The organism is Candidatus Burkholderia verschuerenii, from assembly GCF_001189365.1.
GTDB classification, from domain to species: Bacteria; Pseudomonadota; Gammaproteobacteria; order Burkholderiales; family Burkholderiaceae; genus Caballeronia; species Caballeronia verschuerenii.
This window is the reverse complement of sequence record NZ_LFJJ01000004.1, coordinates 42408-62803: the sequence shown is the minus strand read 5'-3', so window position 1 is coordinate 62803 and position 20396 is coordinate 42408. Positions and strand designations below refer to the sequence as shown.

General features: G+C 63.2%; 18 protein-coding genes. 7 read left to right on the top strand and 11 right to left on the bottom strand.

Features of this window, described 5'->3' with window-relative positions; all coding sequences use genetic code 11:
* Positions 1-20 precede the first annotated feature (20 nt).
* From dnaJ to BVER_RS02145, 3 genes are all read left to right on the top strand, one after another.
* Entirely contained in the window at positions 21-1166 is a 1146-nt protein-coding gene (gene dnaJ, locus BVER_RS02155; protein WP_050451893.1) for a molecular chaperone DnaJ, read from the top strand.
* A 34-nt stretch (positions 1167-1200) separates the two neighbouring features.
* Positions 1201-3012 carry an aminodeoxychorismate synthase component I gene (pabB, locus tag BVER_RS02150; RefSeq protein ID WP_050451910.1) on the top strand — a complete coding sequence of 604 codons (1812 nt, stop codon included), beginning with the start codon at positions 1201-1203 and terminating at the stop codon, positions 3010-3012.
* A 366-nt stretch (positions 3013-3378) separates the two neighbouring features.
* Entirely contained in the window at positions 3379-4263 is an 885-nt protein-coding gene (locus BVER_RS02145; RefSeq protein WP_050451892.1) for a hypothetical protein, read from the top strand.
* Between the two features lie 61 nt (positions 4264-4324).
* Here BVER_RS02145 and dgoD read toward each other — a convergent pair whose 3' ends face one another.
* Positions 4325-5473 carry a galactonate dehydratase gene (gene dgoD / locus BVER_RS02140; protein ID WP_050451891.1) on the bottom strand — a complete coding sequence of 383 codons (1149 nt, stop codon included), beginning with the start codon at positions 5471-5473 and terminating at the stop codon, positions 4325-4327.
* Positions 5474-5574: 101 nt separating this feature from the next.
* Between dgoD and BVER_RS02135 the strand changes: the two genes are divergently transcribed.
* Positions 5575-6291 carry a FadR/GntR family transcriptional regulator gene (locus BVER_RS02135; RefSeq protein WP_050451890.1) on the top strand — a complete coding sequence of 239 codons (717 nt, stop codon included), beginning with the start codon at positions 5575-5577 and terminating at the stop codon, positions 6289-6291.
* Here BVER_RS02135 and BVER_RS02130 read toward each other — a convergent pair.
* Entirely contained in the window at positions 6288-7136 is an 849-nt protein-coding gene (locus tag BVER_RS02130; protein WP_157055897.1) for an MBL fold metallo-hydrolase, read from the bottom strand. The genes BVER_RS02135 and BVER_RS02130 overlap by 4 nt on opposite strands.
* A gap of 200 nt (positions 7137-7336) precedes the next feature.
* Here BVER_RS02130 and BVER_RS02125 point away from each other — a divergent pair, with 200 nt between their 5' ends.
* Positions 7337-8374 (top strand): DedA family protein/thiosulfate sulfurtransferase GlpE, encoded by a 1038-nt coding sequence (locus tag BVER_RS02125; RefSeq protein ID WP_050451888.1) that lies wholly within the window; start codon positions 7337-7339, stop codon positions 8372-8374.
* 12 nt (positions 8375-8386) lie between these two features.
* On the opposite strand, the gene BVER_RS02120 is transcribed toward BVER_RS02125, so the two are convergent.
* The 7 genes from BVER_RS02120 to glyQ all read right to left on the bottom strand — a co-directional run bounded on the left by BVER_RS02120 (position 8387) and on the right by glyQ (position 15492).
* Positions 8387-9316, bottom strand: coding sequence for a DMT family transporter (locus tag BVER_RS02120; protein WP_050451887.1), 930 nt, complete (start codon positions 9314-9316; stop codon positions 8387-8389).
* Between the two features lie 190 nt (positions 9317-9506).
* Entirely contained in the window at positions 9507-9893 is a 387-nt protein-coding gene (gloA, locus tag BVER_RS02115; protein ID WP_050451886.1) for a lactoylglutathione lyase, read from the bottom strand.
* Positions 9894-9989: 96 nt separating this feature from the next.
* Positions 9990-10883: a M48 family metallopeptidase gene (locus BVER_RS02110; protein ID WP_050451909.1), complete on the bottom strand. Its 894-nt coding sequence runs from the start codon at positions 10881-10883 to the stop codon at positions 9990-9992.
* A gap of 101 nt (positions 10884-10984) precedes the next feature.
* Positions 10985-11758, bottom strand: coding sequence for a lysophospholipid acyltransferase family protein (locus BVER_RS02105; protein WP_050451885.1), 774 nt, complete (start codon positions 11756-11758; stop codon positions 10985-10987).
* A gap of 20 nt (positions 11759-11778) precedes the next feature.
* Complete coding sequence (gene gmhB, locus BVER_RS02100; RefSeq protein WP_050451884.1) at positions 11779-12336, bottom strand: D-glycero-beta-D-manno-heptose 1,7-bisphosphate 7-phosphatase; 558 nt, start codon at positions 12334-12336, stop codon at positions 11779-11781.
* A 10-nt stretch (positions 12337-12346) separates the two neighbouring features.
* Entirely contained in the window at positions 12347-14446 is a 2100-nt protein-coding gene (gene glyS, locus BVER_RS02095) for a glycine--tRNA ligase subunit beta (protein ID WP_050451883.1), read from the bottom strand.
* A gap of 17 nt (positions 14447-14463) precedes the next feature.
* Positions 14464-15492: a glycine--tRNA ligase subunit alpha gene (glyQ, locus tag BVER_RS02090; RefSeq protein WP_083452007.1), complete on the bottom strand. Its 1029-nt coding sequence runs from the start codon at positions 15490-15492 to the stop codon at positions 14464-14466.
* Between the two features lie 302 nt (positions 15493-15794).
* Between glyQ and BVER_RS32215 the strand changes: the two genes are divergently transcribed.
* Together BVER_RS32215 and BVER_RS02080 are read left to right on the top strand one after the other, a co-directional pair.
* Positions 15795-16319: a tetratricopeptide repeat protein gene (locus tag BVER_RS32215; protein ID WP_198155119.1), complete on the top strand. Its 525-nt coding sequence runs from the start codon at positions 15795-15797 to the stop codon at positions 16317-16319.
* 4 nt (positions 16320-16323) lie between these two features.
* Complete coding sequence (locus BVER_RS02080; protein WP_050451881.1) at positions 16324-17631, top strand: tetratricopeptide repeat-containing glycosyltransferase family protein; 1308 nt, start codon at positions 16324-16326, stop codon at positions 17629-17631.
* A gap of 52 nt (positions 17632-17683) precedes the next feature.
* On the opposite strand, the gene lnt is transcribed toward BVER_RS02080, so the two are convergent.
* Together lnt and BVER_RS02070 are read right to left on the bottom strand one after the other, a co-directional pair.
* The gene (gene lnt / locus BVER_RS02075) at positions 17684-19315 is read right to left on the bottom strand and encodes an apolipoprotein N-acyltransferase (RefSeq protein WP_050451880.1); all 1632 of its coding nucleotides are present in this window, start codon (positions 19313-19315) and stop codon (positions 17684-17686) included.
* A 145-nt stretch (positions 19316-19460) separates the two neighbouring features.
* Complete coding sequence (locus tag BVER_RS02070) at positions 19461-20372, bottom strand: CorC family transporter (protein WP_050451879.1); 912 nt, start codon at positions 20370-20372, stop codon at positions 19461-19463.
* Between the last annotated feature and the right edge of the window lie 24 nt (positions 20373-20396).

Sequence of the window (20396 nt, the reverse complement as noted above, 5' to 3'; positions counted from 1 at the left end):
CGCGGCGGCATCGAACCGACATGGCGAAACGGGATTACTACGAGGTTCTGGGCGTCGCGAAAAACGCGAGCGACGACGAGATCAAGAAGGCGTATCGCAAGCTCGCGATGAAGTATCACCCTGACCGCAATCCGGACAACAAGAAGGCGGAAGAGAGTTTCAAGGAGGTCAAAGAGGCCTACGAAATGCTCTCCGACCAGCAGAAGCGCGCCGCTTATGACCAATACGGTCATGCGGGCGTCGATCCGAACATGGCGGGCGCGGGCGCACAGGGCTTTGGCGGTTTCGCCGATGCATTCGGCGACATCTTCGGCGACATCTTCGGTCAGGCGGCCGGAGCGGGCGCCGGCGCCGGTCGCGGCGGACGCGGCGGCCCGCAGGTGTATCGCGGCGCGGACTTGCGCTACAGCATGGAAATCACGCTGGAGCAGGCCGCGCACGGCTACGACACGCAAATCCGCGTGCCGAGCTGGGTGAACTGCGGCGTCTGTAAAGGCTCGGGCGCGAAGCCCGGCACCAAGCCCGAAACCTGCCCGACGTGTCACGGTCAGGGCCAGGTGCGCATGTCGCAGGGCTTTTTCAGCATTCAGCAAACGTGTCCGAAGTGCCACGGCACCGGCACCTACGTTCCCGATCCGTGCACGAACTGCCACGGTCAGGGCAAGGTGAAGGAAACCAAGACGCTGGAAGTGAAGATTCCGGCGGGCATCGACGACGGCATGCGGATCCGTTCGGCTGGCAACGGCGAGCCGGGCATCAACGGCGGTCCGAGCGGCGACTTGTACGTGGAAATCCACATCAAGCAGCATTCGGTCTTCGAACGCGACGGCGACGATCTGCATTGCCAGATGCCGATTCCGTTCACCACGGCGGCGCTCGGCGGCGAAATCGAAGTGCCGACGCTGGCGGGCCGCGCGAGCTTCACGGTGCCGGAAGGCACGCAGTCGGGCAAGACGTTCCGTCTGCGCGGCAAGGGCATCAAGGGTTTGCGTTCCAGCATTCCGGGCGATCTGTATGTGCATGTGCAGGTGGAAACGCCGGTCAAGCTCACCGACAATCAGCGCGAACTGCTCAAGCAATTCGAGAAGTCCTTGTCGGAAGGCGGCGCGCGGCATAGTCCGCAAAGCATGAGCTGGTTCGACCGCGTGAAGAGCTTCTTCGATTGATGCGGTCGTTGTTCGACGTCGTGCGGGCATGACGATGAAAACCGAAGCACGCGGCGCGATTGTCGCGCTGCTCGACGATTGCAACTCGACCGCCGAAAGGCGGTCGAGTCGTTTGTACACCGGATTCGTGCGCGAACGGGTGTGCTTTGGCGCGTCCGGGCTGGATCGCGTCTGCGATGAAATCGCGCGCGATCTGCAAGACGGACTGCATGCAGTTGTCGTCGCGGATTACGAGTTCGGGCGCAATCTGCAATTTGACACGATCGGACGCGGCGGCGACCAGGTGTTTCGCGTGCTGATGTTCCGCGATTGCGCGCTGTTGTCGCACGACGAAGCGAGCGCGTGGCTCGCATCGCAGGACGCGACGAACGAGGCGGCGGGCATCGCTGGCATCGCCGGCATCGCCGGCATCGAACCTAGCGTCACGCGCGATGCGTTCGATCGCGCCATCGCGCAAGTGCAGGACGCGTTGCGCGAAGGCGAGTCGTATCAGATCAACTACACGTATCGGCTGAATTTCGATGTGTTCGGCGCGCCGGTCGCGCTGTATCGGCGCTTGCGGGAACGGCAGGCGGTGCGCTATGGCGCGTTTATCGCGTTGCCGGACGGGCGCGCCGTCGTGTCGTGTTCGCCGGAGTTGTTCGTCGAAAAGCACGGCGACGTGTTGCGCGCGCGGCCGATGAAAGGCACCGCGCCGCGCGAGACCGATCCACAAGCGCTGCACGACGATCCGAAGAACCGCGCCGAAAACGTGATGATCGTCGACTTGCTGCGCAACGACATGTCGCGCGTCGCGGCGACCGGTTCGGTGAAAGTGCCGGCGCTGTTTTCGGTCGAGGCGTATGCGTCGGTGTGGCAGTTGACGTCGACGATCGAGGCGCGCGTGATGTCCGGCACGTCGTTCGCGGATATCGTGCGCGCGTTGTTCCCGTGCGGTTCGATCACCGGCGCGCCGAAGTATCGGACGATGCAACTGATCGACGCGCTCGAAACCACGCCGCGCGGTTTGTACACCGGCGCGATCGGCTGGCTCGATGCGAGCGGCGACTTCTGTCTGTCGGTCGCGATTCGCACGCTGGTAATCGATGCATCGGGCGCGCGCGGCGAGCTCGGGATCGGCGCGGGCATCGTGCTCGATAGCGTCGCGGCGGACGAATACGAGGAGTGTCGCTTGAAGGCGCGTTTTCTGACCGGCGCGGATCCGGGCATCGAGCTATTCGAGACGTGTTACGCCACGTGCGATGAAGGCGTGCGCCACTACGCGCGTCACGTTGCGCGCTTGAAATCGAGCGCGGCGTATCTCGGTTTCGCGTTCGATGAATCCGCTCTCGATAAGCTGATCGCGCAGCATGGCGCGACACTCGCGACCGGCCAGGCGCACAGAATCCGCGTCGCGCTGAACAAGGACGGACGCATCGCGATCACGAGCGCACCGCTCGCGCCGTTGTCGTCCGATAGCGTCGATGTGTTGCTCGCGTCCGAGCACGGTTTCGAAGCACAGACTTCGAGCGATCCGTTGCTCAGACACAAGACCACGCGTCGCGCGGACTACGATCGCGCGTGGAAAGCCGCCGAAGCCGCAGGCGCGTTCGACATGCTGTTCACCAACGAGCGCGGCGAACTCACCGAAGGCGGCCGTTCGAGCGTGTTCGTCAAGCTCGATGGCGCGTGGTTCACGCCGCCCATCGACGCGGGCGTGCTGCCAGGCGTCATGCGCGCCGTGCTGATCGAAGCACTCGATGCGCAAACGCGCGCGCTGACATCGCACGATCTCGATCGCGCTGAAGACCTGATGATCAGCAACGCGTTGCGCGGCGGCGTGAAAGCGCGGCTCGTTCGCATCTAAGTCATTCCTGCTTTTCCATTATCCCCACGGCTTTTTGCAGCGTATGTTCTTGCAGCGCTGACGCGAGCCGACCATCTCCGCTGCGAATCTCGATTGTTGTGGCGGCATCGTGTCGCATCGCCCGGAATACCGTGGACGCGCCCGGCGTTTTGACCTTTAATCGCTCGGAGCGCGACGGCCGCGGTTGGCCATCGGCTCAGTCAGGAAATCGGCAGTCACTCAACCGAAGCAATTGCTCAAGCGAAGACGATGGTTCAAACCAGGCAATGAGTATTCAGGATGACGAAGCAAATATTGACGGGATCGCAGAATTGGGACCCGAAAGGCTGCTGCGATCCAGCCGACACGATTTAGTATGCATTCGGCGTGGTTCCCGCCGGCACGCACTACAGCGATCTGGCCAACTCGGACGGCACGGTCGATGTCAGCAAACTGATCGGCGGCGTGCTACTGGTCGTCGGCGCGGATCAACTGGAGCTTGCGCTCGCGCCCGGCGATTACTGGCTGTACGAATTCGTGATCGGCCGCAACGACGACGGTTCGCTACGATACACGCGGCGAAACGGCTGGGACTTTACGGCCGAAATCGACGGCAGAAGCACGGCGCCGCTCGACGACTCGGATGGCGCCGTGCCTTTCACGATTGCGTTGAGCGACACGATTCTGACGGTGGTCGGGTTCAACAAATCGGTGTGCGTGGAGATCGAAAAGCAGTTCAGCGGCGGAAAAGGGCGCAAGGAAGGCGTGCTGTTTCTCGGCACGGATGCGTGGCTCAATTTCACGGACCCGACCAATCCGGACCGCAGGCTCGACGGCATCACACGGCTCGGGGTCACGGATGCGAACGGACGCGTGCGGCTCGACGGCTTTACGTCGGGCAACAACGTCTTCATCCATGAACTGGTGCCGAAAGCGGATTATCTGGCTGGCGTGCGTCCGTCGAAGATGAACGTGTACAACATCGACGGCTCGTTCTGGAACAGTTACGGCTTTCCCGTTTCGCACGAAGTCACGCAGGGCGAAATCGACTTGTTGCTCGCCAATCAGAAGTTCACGCCGGCCGGGCACGATATCATCCGCGAGCATATGCATGCGGGCGACTGGCTGTTCTCGAATCAGGATAACTACTTCTTCCAGCGGCAGGGCGTGATGCGCTGCGAGGTCATCAACGACAACGGCCCGAAAGGCAAAATGATGCTGTCGAAGAAGATCTGGTCGGGCGTCGCGGGCCCGGGCGGCGCGAGCGCATAGCGCAGTTTCGATACCGCAAGTCGAGGGCGGCCGAACCGCCCTCGCACGATTCACGCGTGCATCACCATTCGGCGACGCTGCCGTCCGCGTGCCGCCACACGGGATTGCGCCAGCGATGCCCGACCTTCGCCATCTCGCGCACTTTCTCCTCGTTCACTTCGATACCCAGTCCCGGCCCTTGCGGGATCGACACCATGCCGTCGTCGTACTTGAAGACTTCAGGATTCCTGATGTAATCGAGAAGATCGTTGCCCTTGTTGTAGTGGATGCCGAGGCTCTGCTCCTGAATGAACGCGTTGTAGCTCACCGCGTCGATTTGCAGACACGTCGCGAGCGCGATCGGGCCGAGCGGGCAGTGCAGCGCCAGCGCGACGTCGTAGGCTTCGGCCATCGTCGCGATCTTGCGGCATTCGGTCAGACCGCCCGCATGCGATGCGTCCGGCTGAATGATATCGACGTAACCGCCCGCCAGAATGTGCTTGAAATCCCAGCGCGAATACAGCCGTTCGCCAAGCGCGATCGGCGTGCTGGTCTGATTGACGATATCGCGCAGCGCTTCGACGTTCTCCGACAGCACCGGCTCTTCGATGAACATCAGCTTGAACGGATCGAGCTCTTTCGCGAGCACCTTCGCCATCGGCTTGTGCACGCGGCCATGAAAGTCCACGCCGATGCCCACGTTCGGACCGACCGCCTCGCGCACCGCGCGCACGTTGTCGATCACGCCCTGCACCTTGTCGAAGGTATCGATGATCTGCAGCTCTTCCGAGCCGTTCATCTTCACGGCCTTGAAGCCGCGATCGACCACGGCGCGCGCGTTGTTCGCGACATCGCTCGGACGGTCGCCGCCGATCCACGAATACACCTTGATCTTGTCGCGCACCTGGCCGCCGAGCAGCGCATGCACCGGCACGCCGTGGAACTTGCCGAGAATGTCCCACAACGCCTGATCGACGCCCGCGATCGCGCTCATGCCGATCGGGCCGCCGCGATAGAAGCCGGCGCGGTACATCACCTGCCAGAGATCTTCGATATGACGCGGATCTTTGCCGACGAGGTAATCCGCGAGTTCGTCGACGGCGGCGGCGACCGTATGCGCGCGGCCTTCCACGACGGGTTCGCCCCAGCCCGTGATGTCCTCGTCGGTTTCGATCTTGAGGAAGCACCAGCGCGGCGGAACGATGAAAGTTTCGAGTTTCGTGATTTTCATGCGATGTCTCCTGACAGGAACGCTCATACTAGCAGACGCGATATCTAGTGCTATTAATAGTATTATTTGAAGTAACAGCCGCCTTTCGGATCGACAGGTCGATGGCTGATAATCGTGCCGAATCAACTCAGGAGACCGCCATCCTTCGCGATCTGCACGGCCGCGTGGCCTACGAACTCGGCACCGCCATTTTGCGCGGCGACTTTGCGCCGCAAACGCCGCTTCCCCGCGAAGCCGAATTGATGGAGCGCTTCGGCGTCAGCCGCACGGTGCTGCGCGAGGCGTTGCGCACGCTGACATCGAAAGGGCTGATCGAATCGCGGCCCAAGGTCGGCACGCGCGTGCGCACCAAAGACGCGTGGAATCTGCTCGATGGCGATGTGCTCGAATGGTATTCGAGCGTCGCCGCGCCGATGCACTTCGCGCTCAAGCTTCAGGAAATGCGCGAGATGATCGAGCCTTACGCGGCGGCGCTCGCGGCCGATAACCACGAAACCGCCACACGCGAGCGTCTGACGAAAGCGCATGCCGCGATAGCCGCGGCGCAGAACGTCGACGAATGGGTGCGCGCCGATCTCGACTTCCATCTGTGCGTGCTGGCGGCGTGCAGCAACGAATTGCTGATTCCGCTCGGCACGCTGATCGATCGCACGCTGGAGGCGCAATTGCGTCTGAACGCGAAGCGCGCCGATGTGTTCAACGCGTCGCTGGCGGAGCATACGGCGGTGTTCGACGCCATCGTCGCGCGCGATGCCGAAGCCGCCCGCCGCGCGATGTCCGATCTGCTCGGCGTGACGCGCAAACGCATCGAAGCCTAGATCGAGTTCAGCGGAATCTTGAGGAAGGTCGTGCCGTTGCCCGCTGCATCGGGAAACTGTCCCGCGCGGATATTCACCTGAATCGCCGGAAGGATCAGCGTCGGCACGCCGAGCGTCGCGTCGCGGGCTTCGCGCATCGCGACGAATTCGTCCTCGCTCTTGCCGCCGCCCACGTGAACATTCTGCGCGCGTTGCTCGCGCACCGAACTTTGCCATTGCGGGCCGCGCGTGTCGGGCGGGTAATCGTGGCAGACGAAGACGCGCGTGTCGGGATCGAGTGCGAGCAGGCGCTGAATCGAGCGATACGTCGCGCGGGCGTCGCCGCCGGGGAAATCGCAGCGCGCGGTGCCGAGATCGGGCATGAACAGCGTATCGCCGACGAACAGCGCATCGCCGATGCGGTAGGCCATGTCGGCGGGCGTGTGGCCCGGCACGTAGATCGCGGACGCATCGAATGCGCCGATGCGGAACGCTTCGCCATCCGCGAACAGATGATCGAACTGCGAGCCGTCGAGGCGGAATTCCGGTTCCAGATCGAAGATCTTCTTGAACACGCCCTGCACCGTGCGAATCGATTCGCCGATGGCGATCTTGCCGCCGAGCTCGCGCCGCAAATACGGCGCCGCCGACAGATGATCCGCGTGCGCATGCGTCTCCAGAATCCACTCGACGGACAAACGCTGCTCGCGCACGAACGCGATGACGGCATCGGCGGACTGCGTGGACGTGCGCGCGGCCTTCGGATCGTGGATCGACCACGGCGGCGGCCGAACCCGCGCGCTCGTAGACCACGTGGTCATCGTGCCGGTGTTGAGGTCGTAGAAAGGCTGAACGGTGGGTGTCACGCGAATCTCCCGGATAACGCACGCGTCGGTCTGTTTTCGTTGGAGTCCGGCAGACGGCGCGCGTTCACAAGACGGCGAATCGTGCAACGGTGGCCGCCGCTGCTGCCGATATCGATCCAGTGTAATCTCTGATGTCCGGCGCGGCACGTCCTGCGTTGTCCACCCGTCTTCGAAACCCGTCAGGCTCATCAAGGAAAGCAATGCCGCACGTCCCGACTTCGCTGGCCTCGTCGTGGGGCGCGTGGGCCGTGTTCGTCAGCGTGCTCGCGACGCAGCTGGGCGTGCCGGTGCCCGCCGCGCCGATGCTGATCCTCGCCGGCACATTGATCGCGCAGGGCACGGTGCCGTTCTGGCAGATGCTGCTCGCCGCCGTCCTCGCCGTGCTGATCGCGGATTCATTGTGGTTCGCGGCCGGGCGTCTGTACGGACGGCAATTTCTCAATTCCCTTGTGCGCTTTTCGCTATCGATCGATTCGACCTTGCGCACCGCGCGCGCCTGGTTCGAGCGTTTCGGCGTGCCGCTGCTTGCGTTGTCGAAATTCGTGCCGGGCTTGGGACCCGTGTCCGCGCCGCTGCTCGGCACGACGCAGATCGAAGTGCGCGTCTTCGTGCTGTGGGACCTGATCGGCGCGACCGCGTGGGCGAGCGCGTGGATGCTCGGAGGCGCGGCGCTTCAGGAGCAGATCGGCCGTCTGTTCGCGCTCGTGCGCGCGAACGGCGCGACGGTCGTCGATGTGCTCGTGCTGGCGTGCATCGGCTTCGTTTTATATCGATGGATTCGCCGCGTGCAGTTCCGGCAGTGGCTCGCGACCCATCGCATCACGCCCGATCAACTCGACGCGATGATGCGTTCCGACTCGCCGCCCGTCATCTACGATGCGCGTCCCGCCGAGATTCGCCGCGAGGAGCCGTATCGGATCAAGGGCGCGGTGGCGCTCGATCTCGATTCGCCGGATCGCGTCGATCAGTTGTTGTCGGAGCACGAGGTCGTCGTGTATTGCGTGTGCCCGAACGAGGCGACGGCGAAGCCTATCGCGCGGCGTCTGCACGCGAAAGGCTTCCGGCATGTGCGTCCGCTGAAGGGCGGGCTGGACGCGTGGGAGAAGCACGGTTATCCCGTCGAATCGATTCCGCTCGACCCGACGCACGCGCGGCACGAGCGCGACGAAATGGGCGGCGACGTTGGTGGCAAAATCAGCGGCGATACCATCACGATCCGCGTGACCGCGCCGGAATAACGGCGTCGGCGTTCAGGCCGAAGCAGCCGTGCGCGTCGGACGATTGACCAGCGCGATGCCCGCCAGCACCATTGCGGCGGCGATCATGAAGCGCGCCGAGAACGCCTCGCCGAGCAACAGCACGCCGAAGGTCACACCGAAGATCGGCGTGAGAAACGAAAACACCGACAGCCGCGACGCCATATAGCGCGTGAGCAGCCAGAACCACATCAGATAGCTGATAAACGCGACGACGATCGCCTGATACGCGAGGCTGGCGAGCGCGAGCGGCGGCAGCGCGTCGATATGCGTCTGACCCGCGCCCGCCGCCAGCGCGAGCAGCAATACCGCCGATACCGCCAGTTGATAGAACAGCGTCTTGCTCGCGCTCGCATGTGCCAGCGACGAGCCGCGCACCAGCACCGTCGTCGAGCCCCACAGCAGGCCGGCGAGCACGCCGAGCGCATCGCTCGCGACGCCTTGCCAGGTCGACGATGCGGCGCTGCCTTGCAGAAAGCCATCGGCGAAGGCGAGCGCGATGCCGCAAAACGCCAGCACGATGCCGCTCCACTGCACGCGCGACAGACGCTCGCCCGCGACGAACCAGTGCAGCCCGAGCGCGGTAAAACACGGCGCGGTGTACAGAAACACGGCCATGCGCGTCGCGGTCGTGAGACTCAGGCCGAAGAAAATGCAGGCGATTTCGCCGCCGAACAGCACACCGGCCATCAGCCCGGCGGGCAGCGTGTCGTCGCGTTGAAACAGCGCGATGCCGCGCGTGCGCGTCCAGATCCATACGAGCAATGTCGCGATCAGCGAGCGAATGCCGGCTTGCAAAATCGGCGGAATCGACGCATTCGCTTCCTTGATGGCGACTTGCTGAAAGCCCCACGCGCCGCATAGCAGGATCATCGCGACGACGGCGGTGGTGTCGGGGGCGCGGCGCAGGGCGAGGGTGCTCATCGTGGGCGATCGGTCTCGGCGGAATCGACGAAGGATACCGATGACGTGATGCGCTCACCCATCGGCGATGCACTGATTTGGAGCGTCGATTATGCCAGCGAAAGCGCGGCGTGACGAGAAAACCGCAGTCGATGGAAGGTGTTTGCGCGCCGCATCGAACGTGCGGCGCGCGGAGGATGCGTTCAGCGGATCACGAATGCTTTTCGATCAGTTCGACCTTGTAGCCGTCCGGATCTTCGACGAAGGCGATCACCGTCGTGCCGCCCTTGACCGGACCCGCTTCGCGCGTGACCTTGCCGCCGGCCTGACGAATGCGTTCGCAGGCGTCGGCGGCGTCGTCGACTTCCAGCGCGATATGACCGTACGCCGTGCCCAGATCGTACTTTTCGGTACCCCAGTTGTAGGTCAGTTCGAGCACGCTGTTCTCGCTTTCCGGGCCGTAGCCGACGAAGGCGAGCGTGTATTTGTACTCGGTGTTTTCGCTTTGACGCAGCACTTTCATGCCGAGAATGCGCGTGTAGAAATCGATGGAGCGCTGCAGGTCGCCGACGCGCAGCATGGTGTGGAGGAGTCGCATGAGGGGGCCTTTTGTATGAAGCGCCCGCGCGGCGGTGTCGCGGGTGGTCGTGCCCAAAATTGTACCGTTCGCGCTTTTCGCGCGCTGACGCTGCGTTCAGAGCGCCGGCAGCAAGTCGGGCGGATGATGCTTGAGCGTGTGCCGCGCTTCGCGGAACTCGGGGAAGATGGACTCGACCGTCTGCCAGAAACGCGGGCTGTGATTCATCTCGCGCAGATGCGCGAGCTCATGCGCGACCACGTAATCGATGATCGACATCGGAAAATGGATCAGCCGCCAGTTCAGGCGAATCTTGCCGTCGCTCGAACAACTGCCCCAACGCGTCGCCGCCGACGACAGCGCGTGCGAACGGAACTCCACGCCGAGCTTTTGCGCATAGACCACTAGCCGCTCGCCGAAAATGCGCTTCGCTTTCGATTGCAGCCAGCCTTGAACGCGATCCTTGATCTGCTGCGCATCGGCGAGCGCGGGCAGCGGCAGCGACAGCACGTTCGTTTGTTGATCGAAGGAAAGCGTGCTCGCGCCCGCCAGCGACACGCGAATGGTCTTGCCGAGAAACGGAAACTCCGCGCCTTCCTTCCACTCGATGCGCGGCAGCGCGCGCTGCTCGACGCGCGTCTGCCATTTGGTCAGCTTGCGGAAAATCCAGTTCTGTTTGTCGCCGATGGCGCTTTCGATATCGGCGATCGTCACCCAGCGCGGCGCGGTGATCGACAAACCCGTTCCGTCGATGCAAAAGCCGATGGTGCGTCGCGACGAACGCTTCAGCCGGTAATCGAGCGCGCGTGCGCCCAGCACGATGCGCCGCTGACGCGTGCCGTCGGGCAGCGGTTTCGATACGGGCGAAGGCGGCGCGGCGGGCTCGGTCGGCGGCACGTCGCCGCGCAGCGGGGCGGGCGAGGAGAACACCGGCGCATGCTCGAACGGAAGATCGAGTTGCGAATTGTCGAGCGCGACGGCGGGACGCTGCCGCGAAGGAGGCTTCTGCATCGGTTCGGCTTTGCGCTCACGGCGCAGGAATGACGAGAAGAACGAGTACGGCACGCGCTAGCTCGCTACATCGATCGATGCGGACAGCGAAACTCCCCGCATCAGCGACTCGCGCTCGCCGCGTCGGCCCGGCCCGGTGATGTGTTCGGCGCGCCGTAAGCGCGTGGATCGATGCGACGCATTTCGGCTTCGATCCACTGCTCGACGAGCGCGTTCACTTCCTCGGGCGTGCGGCCGGCAGTCTCGATCGGCGTGCCGATCGACACCGTGACTATACCCGGATATTTGATGAACGAATTACGCGGCCACACATGACCCGCGTTGTGCGCGATCGGCACGACGGGCGCGCCGGTCGCAACCGCAAAGCGCGCGCCACCCGTCTTATACTTGCCCTGCGTGCCCACGCGCGTGCGCGTGCCTTCGGGAAACATGATGACCCACGCGCCTTCGTCCATGCGCGCGCGGCCCTGACGCGTGACGGAAACGAACGCATCGCGGCCTTGCTTGCGGTCGATGTGCACCATCTTCAAGAGACCGAGCGCCCAGCCGAAGAACGGCACGTAGAGCAGTTCGCGCTTGAAGACATAGCAGAGCGGCCGCGGCATCAGCGCGGGAAACGCCAGCGTTTCCCAGGCCGATTGATGCTTCGACAACAGCACCGCCGGACCATTCGGCAGATTCTCCATGCCCTGAATCGTGTAACGGATGCCGATCAGATGCCGCAACACGACGATGGTCGACTTGCACCAGCCTGCCGCCATCCAGTAGCGCTTGTCAGCGCGCATGAACGGAAACGCGATAAAACAGGCGATCGCGTACGGTACCGTGTACACGACGAAATAAAACATCAACAGCAACGAACGGATGAAGCGCATGGTGTCGGTCGGGCTCGCGGTCAGTCGTGTTGTCGCGCGAGGAAGTTGAGTGCGAACGCGCGCAGGTCTTTATGCACGACGGTGCCTTCGGGCAGATTGCCTTCCGCGAGGGTTTTTTCGCCTTTGCCGGTGAGCACGAGATGCGCGGGAAAACCGAGCGCCGCGCCCGCCTGCAGATCGCGCAGCGAATCGCCGACGACCGGCGTATCTTCCGGATCGATCTCGAAACGGTCGATGATCTGCTGCAACATGGCGGGCCGCGGCTTGCGGCATTCGCATTGATCCTCGGCCGTATGCGGACAGAAGAACACCGCGTCGATGCGACCGCCCACGGCGGCCACCGCGCGATTCATCTTCTGATGCATCGCGTTCAACGCGGCCATGTCAAACAGACCGCGCCCGATGCCCGATTGATTCGACGCGATGGCCACGCGATAGCTCGCCTGATTCAGCCGCGCGATGGCTTCGAGACTGCCGGGAATGGCGACCCATTCGTCCGGCGACTTGATGAACGCATCGGAATCGACGTTGATGACGCCGTCGCGATCGAGGATGACGAGTTTTCTGTTCGTGACCATGAGTTCGCTTTTATGCGGCGAGCTTGGAGATATCCGCGACGCAGTTCATCTGCTGATGCAATGCATTGAGCAGCGCGAGACGATTGTTGCGCAGCGCGGGATCCTCGGCGTTCACCATCACGTCGTTGAAGAAGGTGTCGACGGACTCGCGCAACGCGGCCAGTGCCGTGAGCGCTTCCGTGTAATTGCGTGCGGCGAGCGTGCTCTGCACGCGCGGCGTGACGGCTTCGATCTGCGCGTACAGGTTTTTCTCGGTGGCTTCGACGAGCAATTCCTTGTTCACCGATGCAGGCGCGCCTTGCTCCGACTTCTTTAGGATATTCGAAATACGCTTGTTCGCCGCCGCAAGCGCCGCCGCTTCCGGCAGCGTCGCGAATTCGCGCACCGCGTCGAGGCGCGCGACGATATCGTCGAGACGCGTCGGGTTCAGGCTCAGCACGGCTTCGATATCGTTCGCTTCGAAACCGCGTTCGCGCAGCAGACCGCGCAGGCGATCCATGAAGAACGCGTACACGGCTTCCTGCGAATCCGCGACTTGCGGGACGTTCGCAAACTGACGCTGCGCCGCCGCGACGAGTTCGCGCAGATCGACCGGCAGCTTCTTTTCCAGCAGGATGCGCAGCACGCCGAGCGCGTGACGGCGCAACGCGAACGGATCTTTTTCGCCCGTCGGCGACAGGCCGATGCCCCAGATGCCGACGATCGTTTCCAGCTTGTCCGCGAGCGCGACCGCCGCGCCGACGCCGGTCGACGGTGTGTCGTCGCCCGAGAAGCGCGGCTGATAGTGCTCGGAGCACGCGAGCGCGACGTCTTCCGGCTCGCCGTCGTGACGCGCGTAGTACGTGCCCATCGTGCCTTGCAGTTCGGGGAACTCGCCGACCATGTCGGTCAGCAAATCGGCCTTCGCGAGACGCGCGGCGCGGCGCGTGAGCGCGGCATCGACGCCGACCATCGGCGCGATTTCGCCCGCGAGCGCTTCGAGACGCTCGACGCGTTGCAAGGCTGAGCCGAGCTTGTTGTGATAGACGACGTTCGCGAGCAGCGGCACGCGATCTTCGAGGCGCTTCTTCTTGTCCTGCGTGAAGAAGAACTTCGCATCGGCGAGACGCGGACGCACCACGCGCTGATTGCCTTCGACGATCTCGCCCGGCGTCTTCGTATCGATATTCGACACGATCAGGAAGCGCGAACGCAGCTTGCCGTTCTGATCGGTCAGTGCGAAATATTTCTGGTTGGTCTGCATCGTGAGGATCAGACATTCCTGCGGCACTTGCAGGAATTCCTCGTCGAAGCGGCATTCGTAGACGACCGGCCATTCGACCAGCGCGTTCACTTCGTCCAGCAGCGATTCGGGCATCACGACGCGATCTTCGCCCGCGAACGCCTGCAGTTGCGTGCGGATCGATTCGCGGCGATCGTCGAAATTCGCGACGACGCGACCCTTGTCGCGCAGCGTGTCGGCGTAGTCATCGGCGTTCGCAATCGCGATAAAGCCTTCCGACATGAAACGATGGCCGACGGTGGTATCGCCCGAATCGACGCCGAGCGCGCTGACCGGCACGACAGTGCGGCCGTGCATGGCGATCAGACGCTGCACCGGACGCACGAACTGCACGCTGGTGCCGTCCGGACGCTGATACGTCATGACCTTCGGAATGGGCAGCTTGGCGAGCGTTTCGTCGAGCGCAGCTTGCAGACCTTCGGCGAGCATCGCGCCCGGTGCTGCGTAACGCAGGAAGAAGGCTTCGGCCTTGCCGTCCTGCGCGCGTTCCAGTTCTTCGAGCGGAAAGTCGGGGAAACCGAGCGCAGCGAGCTTCTTGGCGAGCGGTGGCGTGGGCTTGCCTTCCTTGTCGAGCGCGACGGAAACGGGCAGCACTTTTTCGCGCACCTGCTTTTCCGGCGCGACATCGCGCACGTTTTTGATGAGCACGGCGAAGCGGCGCGGCGTCGCGTACTTTTCGAAGGCGGGCGCGCCGTCGATCAGATCGCGCGCGGCCAGACGCTCGACGATGCCATCGGCGAAAGCGGTGCCGAGACGCGCGAGCGCCTTCGGCGGCAATTCTTCGGTCAGAAGCTCGACGAGGAGCGATGCATGGGTGGATTGCGTCATTGTTCTATCGGGCCTCGTCAAACCTGTTCGTTGTTGCTGCGTTCGCCGGGCGGCGTGCTTTCCGGCTTGAGCGGCGGCGCCCATGCGGGACGCGCGGCTTCTTCCTGAGCGGTGACGAGATCGCGATCGCCCTTGACCGGATTGCCGAGCATCGGGAAGCCGAGCGCTTCGCGCGATTCGTAGTAAGTCTGCGCGACGAGCCGCGACAACGTGCGAATGCGGCCGATATACGCCGCACGCTCCGTCACGGAGATCGCGCCGCGCGCATCGAGCAGATTGAACGTGTGGCCGGCCTTGAGCACGAGTTCGTAGGCGGGCAGCGCGAGCTTCGCGTCGATCATCTTCTTCGCTTCTTCTTCGTAGCTCTTGAAGAAGGTGAAGAGCAGATCGACGTTGGCGTGTTCGAAGTTGTATGTCGACTGTTCGACTTCGTTCTGGTGATAGACGTCGCCATAGGTCAGCCGGCGCAGCACCTTGCCGTTCGGGCCGTTTTCTTCCCACTCGGTCCAGATCAGGTCGTAGACGTTCTCGACCTTTTGCAGATACATCGCGAGACGTTCGAGACCGTAGGTGATTTCGCCGAGCACCGGTTTGCAGTCGAGACCGCCCGCCTGCTGGAAGTACGTGAACTGCGTCACTTCCATGCCGTTCAGCCACACTTCCCAGCCGAGACCCCACGCGCCGAGCGTCGGATTTTCCCAGTCGTCTTCGACGAAGCGCACGTCGTTCTGCTTCAGGTCGAAGCCGAGCGCTTCGAGCGAGCCGAGATACAGATCGAGGATGTTCTCAGGCGCGGGCTTGAGCACGACCTGATACTGGTAGTAATGCTGCAGACGGTTCGGGTTCTCGCCGTAACGGCCGTCCTTCGGGCGGCGCGACGGCTGGACATAGGCGGCGCGCCACGGCTCGGGACCGATTGCGCGCAGGAACGTGTGGACGTGCGAAGTGCCCGCGCCGACTTCCATGTCGATCGGCTGGAGGAGGGCACAGCCCTTTTCGTTCCAGTAGGACTGCAGCGTCAGAATGATTTGCTGGAAAGTAAGCATGATGGCCTTGAATGCGGACCGGAGCGCGTGTGTCTTCTCGAGCGATGACGGACGCGGCTCCGAGGCAGGGCGGAGGTGCTGAAACCCCTCATTCTAGCGTATGGCGCGGGGAGAGGCGGCTGGCGGGGTGGGCGTGGTTCGGGATCGGGCCGTCCATGCATTTTGACGATCGGAGTATGCTTCCGATGACAGAATGCGCGACGTTCTTTCCGTCGCGATGGATTCATCGAATCATGCAAGCTGCACAAGTCCGCTATAGCGCTGCGGTCGCTCATTATCATGAGGGCCGGTTCGAACATGCCTTGTCCGAGCTTGCGCCCGATTTAAACGCGCCGGACGCTCACGCCGATGTGCTGAATCTGGCTGCAATTTGCGCGCTCAAGCTCGATCGACCTCATGAAGCGCGGGCGCTATGGCATCGTGCCATGATCGCCCGTCCGTACGACGCCGGCATTCCGAGCAACCTCGGCAATCTGCTTACGCGCCTGAACGAATATGAGGAAGCGCAGACGGCGTATCGCCGGGCAATCGAGATTCAGCCGAGCTCCGTCGAAGCGCGATTCAACCTGTCCTTGCTGTACGTGCGACAGGAACGCTGGGCGGAAGCAGAAGCCGAACTGGCGCGGACGATCGAACTGTCCGGCGATCACGCCGATGCACATCGGCATCGCGGCAAGGCGCTCGAGGCGCTGGAACGTCCGCCGATGCGCTGGTGTGCTACGAGCATGTCGTTCGTCTGCGTCCGGAGGACGAGACGGCGCTCTGGAAACTCATCGAAATCGCGGGAGAGTTGCGCGATGGGGGCGCGTCGAGCAAACATGCCGTGATGCTATGAAGCGTCATCCCGATCTGGGCTGGCTCCGTTTCAAATTGGGTTTTGCGCTGGAGCGGCAAGATGCGTTCGATGGCGCAATCGAGGCATACAAAAACGCGGTTGCACTCAATTCCGAAATCGTCGAGGCACACAACAACCTTGGCAATCTGTTGCTCAGGATGATTCGACCGGTCGAAGCGGAATCGGCATTGAGAGCGGCCGTGGCGCTGCGGCCCGGTGAAGCGTCGTTATTGTGCAATCTGGCGAATGTGCTGTCGGCGCAAGACAGGCTCGAGGAAAGCGAGGCGATGTATCGTCGGGCGCTCGCGTCGGACGGGCGCCACGCCAACGCGCGATTCCATCTGGCCTTGTTGCTGCTGAGCCAGGGACGCTGTGAAGAAGGCTGGCAGCTTCACGAATCGCGGCTCGATCCAACGTTGCCATATCAGGATATTCGACTGCCGGAGTTGACGTATCCGCAATGGCAGGGCGAGTCGTTGCAGGGCAAGCGAATTGTCGTGATCGTCGAGCAGGGCCTGGGCGATGGTATCCAGTTCAGCCGCTACTTTCCGTTGCTCAAGGCGCGGGGCGCGGCACGCGTGACGCTGGTCTGTTGGCGTCCGCTGATTCGGCTGTTCTCGAACATGTCGGGCGTCGATCAGTGTGTCGACATGAACGACGGCATCGCGCCGCATGACTACTGGTGTTGCTCCTTGAGTCTTCCGCTTTGCTTCGGAACGACGTTCGACTCGATTCCTTCCTCGATGCCGTATCTTGCGCCGCTGCCGGGCGATGTCGCGATCTGGCCACGGCGTCTTCCGGAGAGTGCGCCGAAGGTCGGTCTGGTGTGGGCGGGCGATCCGCGTGCATCGTCGCCCCAACTGAATGAAGTGGATCGACTCCGTTCGATGCGCGCTGTCGACTTCTTGCCGCTACTGTCGATTCCCGGCATTACGTTCATCAGCTTGCAGAAGGGTGACGCGGCCAACGTGCAACTCGCCGAACTGCCGGCTGCCATGCGGCCGTTCGATCCGATGCCAGACGTGACCGACTTCGCCGATAAGGCCGCTATCATTGCATCGCTCGATCTCGTGATCAGCGTCGACACGTCGACGGCGCATCTCGCTGGCGCGATGAACATGCCCGTTTGGATTTTGTCGCGCCATGACGGATGTTGGCGCTGGCTTCGCGATCGCGACGACTCGCCGTGGTATCCGTCGGCGCGGTTGTTCCGGCAGCGCGTGCCGGGGAATTGGGGCGAGGTGATAGAGCGCGTCGTGGATGAGTTGCGGAAATGGGCGGCCACGAAGAGCCAATCGTGTTAGGCAATACCCTTCGCGATGTTGCCTGTCTTTCTAATTAGCTCTCCCTGGCAAACTACCGCTTCCGCCTTGGCGCAAACGCAAACCCGAACGCCAGCAACAACAACGACACCGCGATCACCGTCATATTCCCGCTCGTCACATAAGGCGTCCTGCCCGACGTCCCCTGCACGCGCGCTTCGAGCGATCCGGTCGTAAAGGTCGGCAGCTTCGACACGACATCGCCGTTCGCCGCGATCACCGCCGTCATGCCGGTGTTGGTGGCGCGCAGCATCGGACGGCCGGTTTCGATGGAGCGCATCCGCGCGATCTGCAAGTGTTGATCGAGCGCGATCGTATTGCCGAACCACGCGAGATTCGTCGAGTTGACCAGAATGCCGGCGGGCGTTTCCTGATCGCGGATCGTGCGCGCGATCTCCTCGCCGAAGATGTCCTCGTAGCAGATGTCGACGGCGATCGGCTGGTTCTTCACGAAGAACGCCTTCTGCGCGATCGGGCCGCGCGAGAGATCGCCGAGCGGAATGCCCATCATCCGCACGAACCAGTGGAAGCCCGTCGGCACGAACTCGCCGAACGGCACCAGATGATGCTTGTCGTAGCGATAAATATCCGCGATGCCCGGCGTCATGCCGAACAGGCTGTTGGTGTAATCGGCGGCGCGGCCGTCCGGCAGCAGCGTCACGCCGACCGCGCCGAACAGGATCGACGAACCGGTGCGATCGGAAAACTCGCGCATCGCTTTGGCAAAATCGCGCGGCACTTGCACCGACAGCACGGGCAACGCGGTTTCGGGCGTGACGATCAGATCGGCCGGCTTTTCGGTGATCAGCCGCTTGTACAGCGCCAGCGATTCATCGATTCCCGCCTGCTCGAACTTCATCTCCTGCTTCACATTTCCCTGCAGCAGCCGCACGGTGAGCGGCGCGTTGGCGGGCGTGGTCCATTGCACGAGCGAGAGCAGCATGCCCGCGACGACGACCACGACCGCCTTCGCCGCCGGAATCAACGCGCGCGTGGACACAGCCTGCACGATGAGTGCCGCGACCAGCGCGAGCACCCACGCGACGCCGTACACGCCGACCACCGAGCCGAAACCGGACAACGGGCCGTCGACTTGCGCATAGCCGCTCGCGAGCCACGGAAAGCCGGTGAAGACGAGTCCACGCAACCACTCGCCGAGCGCCCACGCGCTCGCGAAGGCGAACGCGCCGTGCCAGGTCGGCGCGAAGCGCGGCGCGGCGTCGATATCGCGCGCGGTGGCGGCGTCTTCGTCGCCGAAGCGCGCGCGGCCCGCGACCAGCGACCACACCGCGCTCGCGAGTGCCGGATAGATCGCCAGATAGAGCGAGAACAGCGCGACCGCGGCGGCGGCGAGCGGCGCGGCCATCCCGCCGTAATCGTGCATGCTGACGTAGAGCCACCACACGCCCGTCACGAAGTTGCCGAAGCCGAATGCCCAGCCGGTCGCGGCGGCGCTCGCCCAGCCGCGCGTGCGCGACAGCCACGCAAAAAACAGCGTGAAGATCACGAGTTCGAGCCAGCCGCCGTGCGGCGTCGGCGCGAAAGAGAACGTGTTCGCGGCGCCGAGCACGGCCGCGACGAGGTAATGCCAGAACGGCAGCGCGCGCGGCGAGGCGGACGTCGCGGAAACGTCGCGTTGACGGGAAAGAGACGATGAATCGGCCATTGGTCAGGCAGTCGGCGGGGAAGGGGAGGAGTGAAAGGATAAAGCGATCGAGTGACGCTGGATTGGCGGCGTCCACGGCGATGGCTTGCGATGCGGTGAAACGCGGGCGCGCTTCACCGTCGTACTGGCGTGGGCGTGCGGCGCGTCAGTCGCGCAGTTCGTCCTCGTCGTCACCGTCGATACGATGATGTTGCTGCTGCAGCAGATTCGGCGCGCGCCGCACCAGCAGGACATGAATTTGCCGCGCATCGCCACGCAGGATTTCGAACACGAAATCGTCGATACGCACTTTCTCGCCGCGATGCGGCACGCGTCCGAAGCGATGCGTGACGAGTCCGCCGATGGTATCGACTTCCTTGTCGGAGAAATCGGTGCCGAATTGTTCGTTGAACTGTTCGATGCCCGTCAGCGCGCGCACCCGATACTTGCCGTCCGGCGTCGCGATGATATTGCCGGCTTCTTCGTCGAAGTCGTATTCGTCCTCGATATCGCCGACGATCTGCTCCAGCACGTCCTCGATCGTGATCAGGCCCGCGACGCCGCCGTACTCGTCGACGACGATCGCGATGTGATTGCGATTCACGCGGAAGTCGTGCAGCAGCACATTGAGCCGCTTGGACTCGGGGATGAACACGGCCGGGCGCAGCATGCCGCACACGTCGAATTCTTCTTCGGCGTAATAGCGCAGCAGGTCCTTCGCGAGCAGCACGCCGATGATGTTGTCGCGATTGCCCTCGTACACGGGATAGCGCGAGTGCGCCTTTTCCAGCACGAAAGGGATGAACTCGGCCGGCGTGTCGGCGATGTTGATGGCGTCCATCTGCGCGCGCGGGATCATGATGTCGCGCGCGCAAAGGTCGGACACCTGGAAGACGCCTTCGATCATCGAAAGCGAATCGGCGTCGAGCAGATTGCGCTCGTGGGCGTCCTGCAGCACTTCGAGCAGTTCGTCGCGCGATTCGGGTTCGTGCGAGATGAAATCGGTCAGACGTTCGAGAAGCGAACGCTTTTCGGTGGGTTTCTCGGAATGGCGTCGACTGGGATAGGGTTCGTTCATAGCGGAGCGCCCGGCATTTCCCGG

Excerpts from the sequence above, each read along its gene's own strand:
- dnaJ (WP_050451893.1), top strand. The coding sequence starts at position 21 with ATGGCGAAACGGGATTACTACGAGGTTCTGGGCGTCGCGAAAAACGCG.
- pabB (WP_050451910.1), top strand. The coding sequence starts at position 1,201 with ATGAAAACCGAAGCACGCGGCGCGATTGTCGCGCTGCTCGACGATTGC.
- dgoD (WP_050451891.1), bottom strand. The coding sequence starts at position 5,473 with ATGAAAATCACGAAACTCGAAACTTTCATCGTTCCGCCGCGCTGGTGC.
- BVER_RS02135 (WP_050451890.1), top strand. The coding sequence starts at position 5,575 with ATGGCTGATAATCGTGCCGAATCAACTCAGGAGACCGCCATCCTTCGC.
- BVER_RS02125 (WP_050451888.1), top strand. The coding sequence starts at position 7,337 with ATGCCGCACGTCCCGACTTCGCTGGCCTCGTCGTGGGGCGCGTGGGCC.
- BVER_RS02120 (WP_050451887.1), bottom strand. The coding sequence starts at position 9,316 with ATGAGCACCCTCGCCCTGCGCCGCGCCCCCGACACCACCGCCGTCGTC.
- gloA (WP_050451886.1), bottom strand. The coding sequence starts at position 9,893 with ATGCGACTCCTCCACACCATGCTGCGCGTCGGCGACCTGCAGCGCTCC.
- BVER_RS02110 (WP_050451909.1), bottom strand. The coding sequence starts at position 10,883 with ATGCAGAAGCCTCCTTCGCGGCAGCGTCCCGCCGTCGCGCTCGACAAT.
- BVER_RS02105 (WP_050451885.1), bottom strand. The coding sequence starts at position 11,758 with ATGCGCTTCATCCGTTCGTTGCTGTTGATGTTTTATTTCGTCGTGTAC.
- gmhB (WP_050451884.1), bottom strand. The coding sequence starts at position 12,336 with ATGGTCACGAACAGAAAACTCGTCATCCTCGATCGCGACGGCGTCATC.
- glyS (WP_050451883.1), bottom strand. The coding sequence starts at position 14,446 with ATGACGCAATCCACCCATGCATCGCTCCTCGTCGAGCTTCTGACCGAA.
- glyQ (WP_083452007.1), bottom strand. The coding sequence starts at position 15,492 with ATGCTTACTTTCCAGCAAATCATTCTGACGCTGCAGTCCTACTGGAAC.
- BVER_RS02080 (WP_050451881.1), top strand. The coding sequence starts at position 16,324 with ATGAAGCGTCATCCCGATCTGGGCTGGCTCCGTTTCAAATTGGGTTTT.
- lnt (WP_050451880.1), bottom strand. The coding sequence starts at position 19,315 with ATGGCCGATTCATCGTCTCTTTCCCGTCAACGCGACGTTTCCGCGACG.
- BVER_RS02070 (WP_050451879.1), bottom strand. The coding sequence starts at position 20,372 with ATGAACGAACCCTATCCCAGTCGACGCCATTCCGAGAAACCCACCGAA.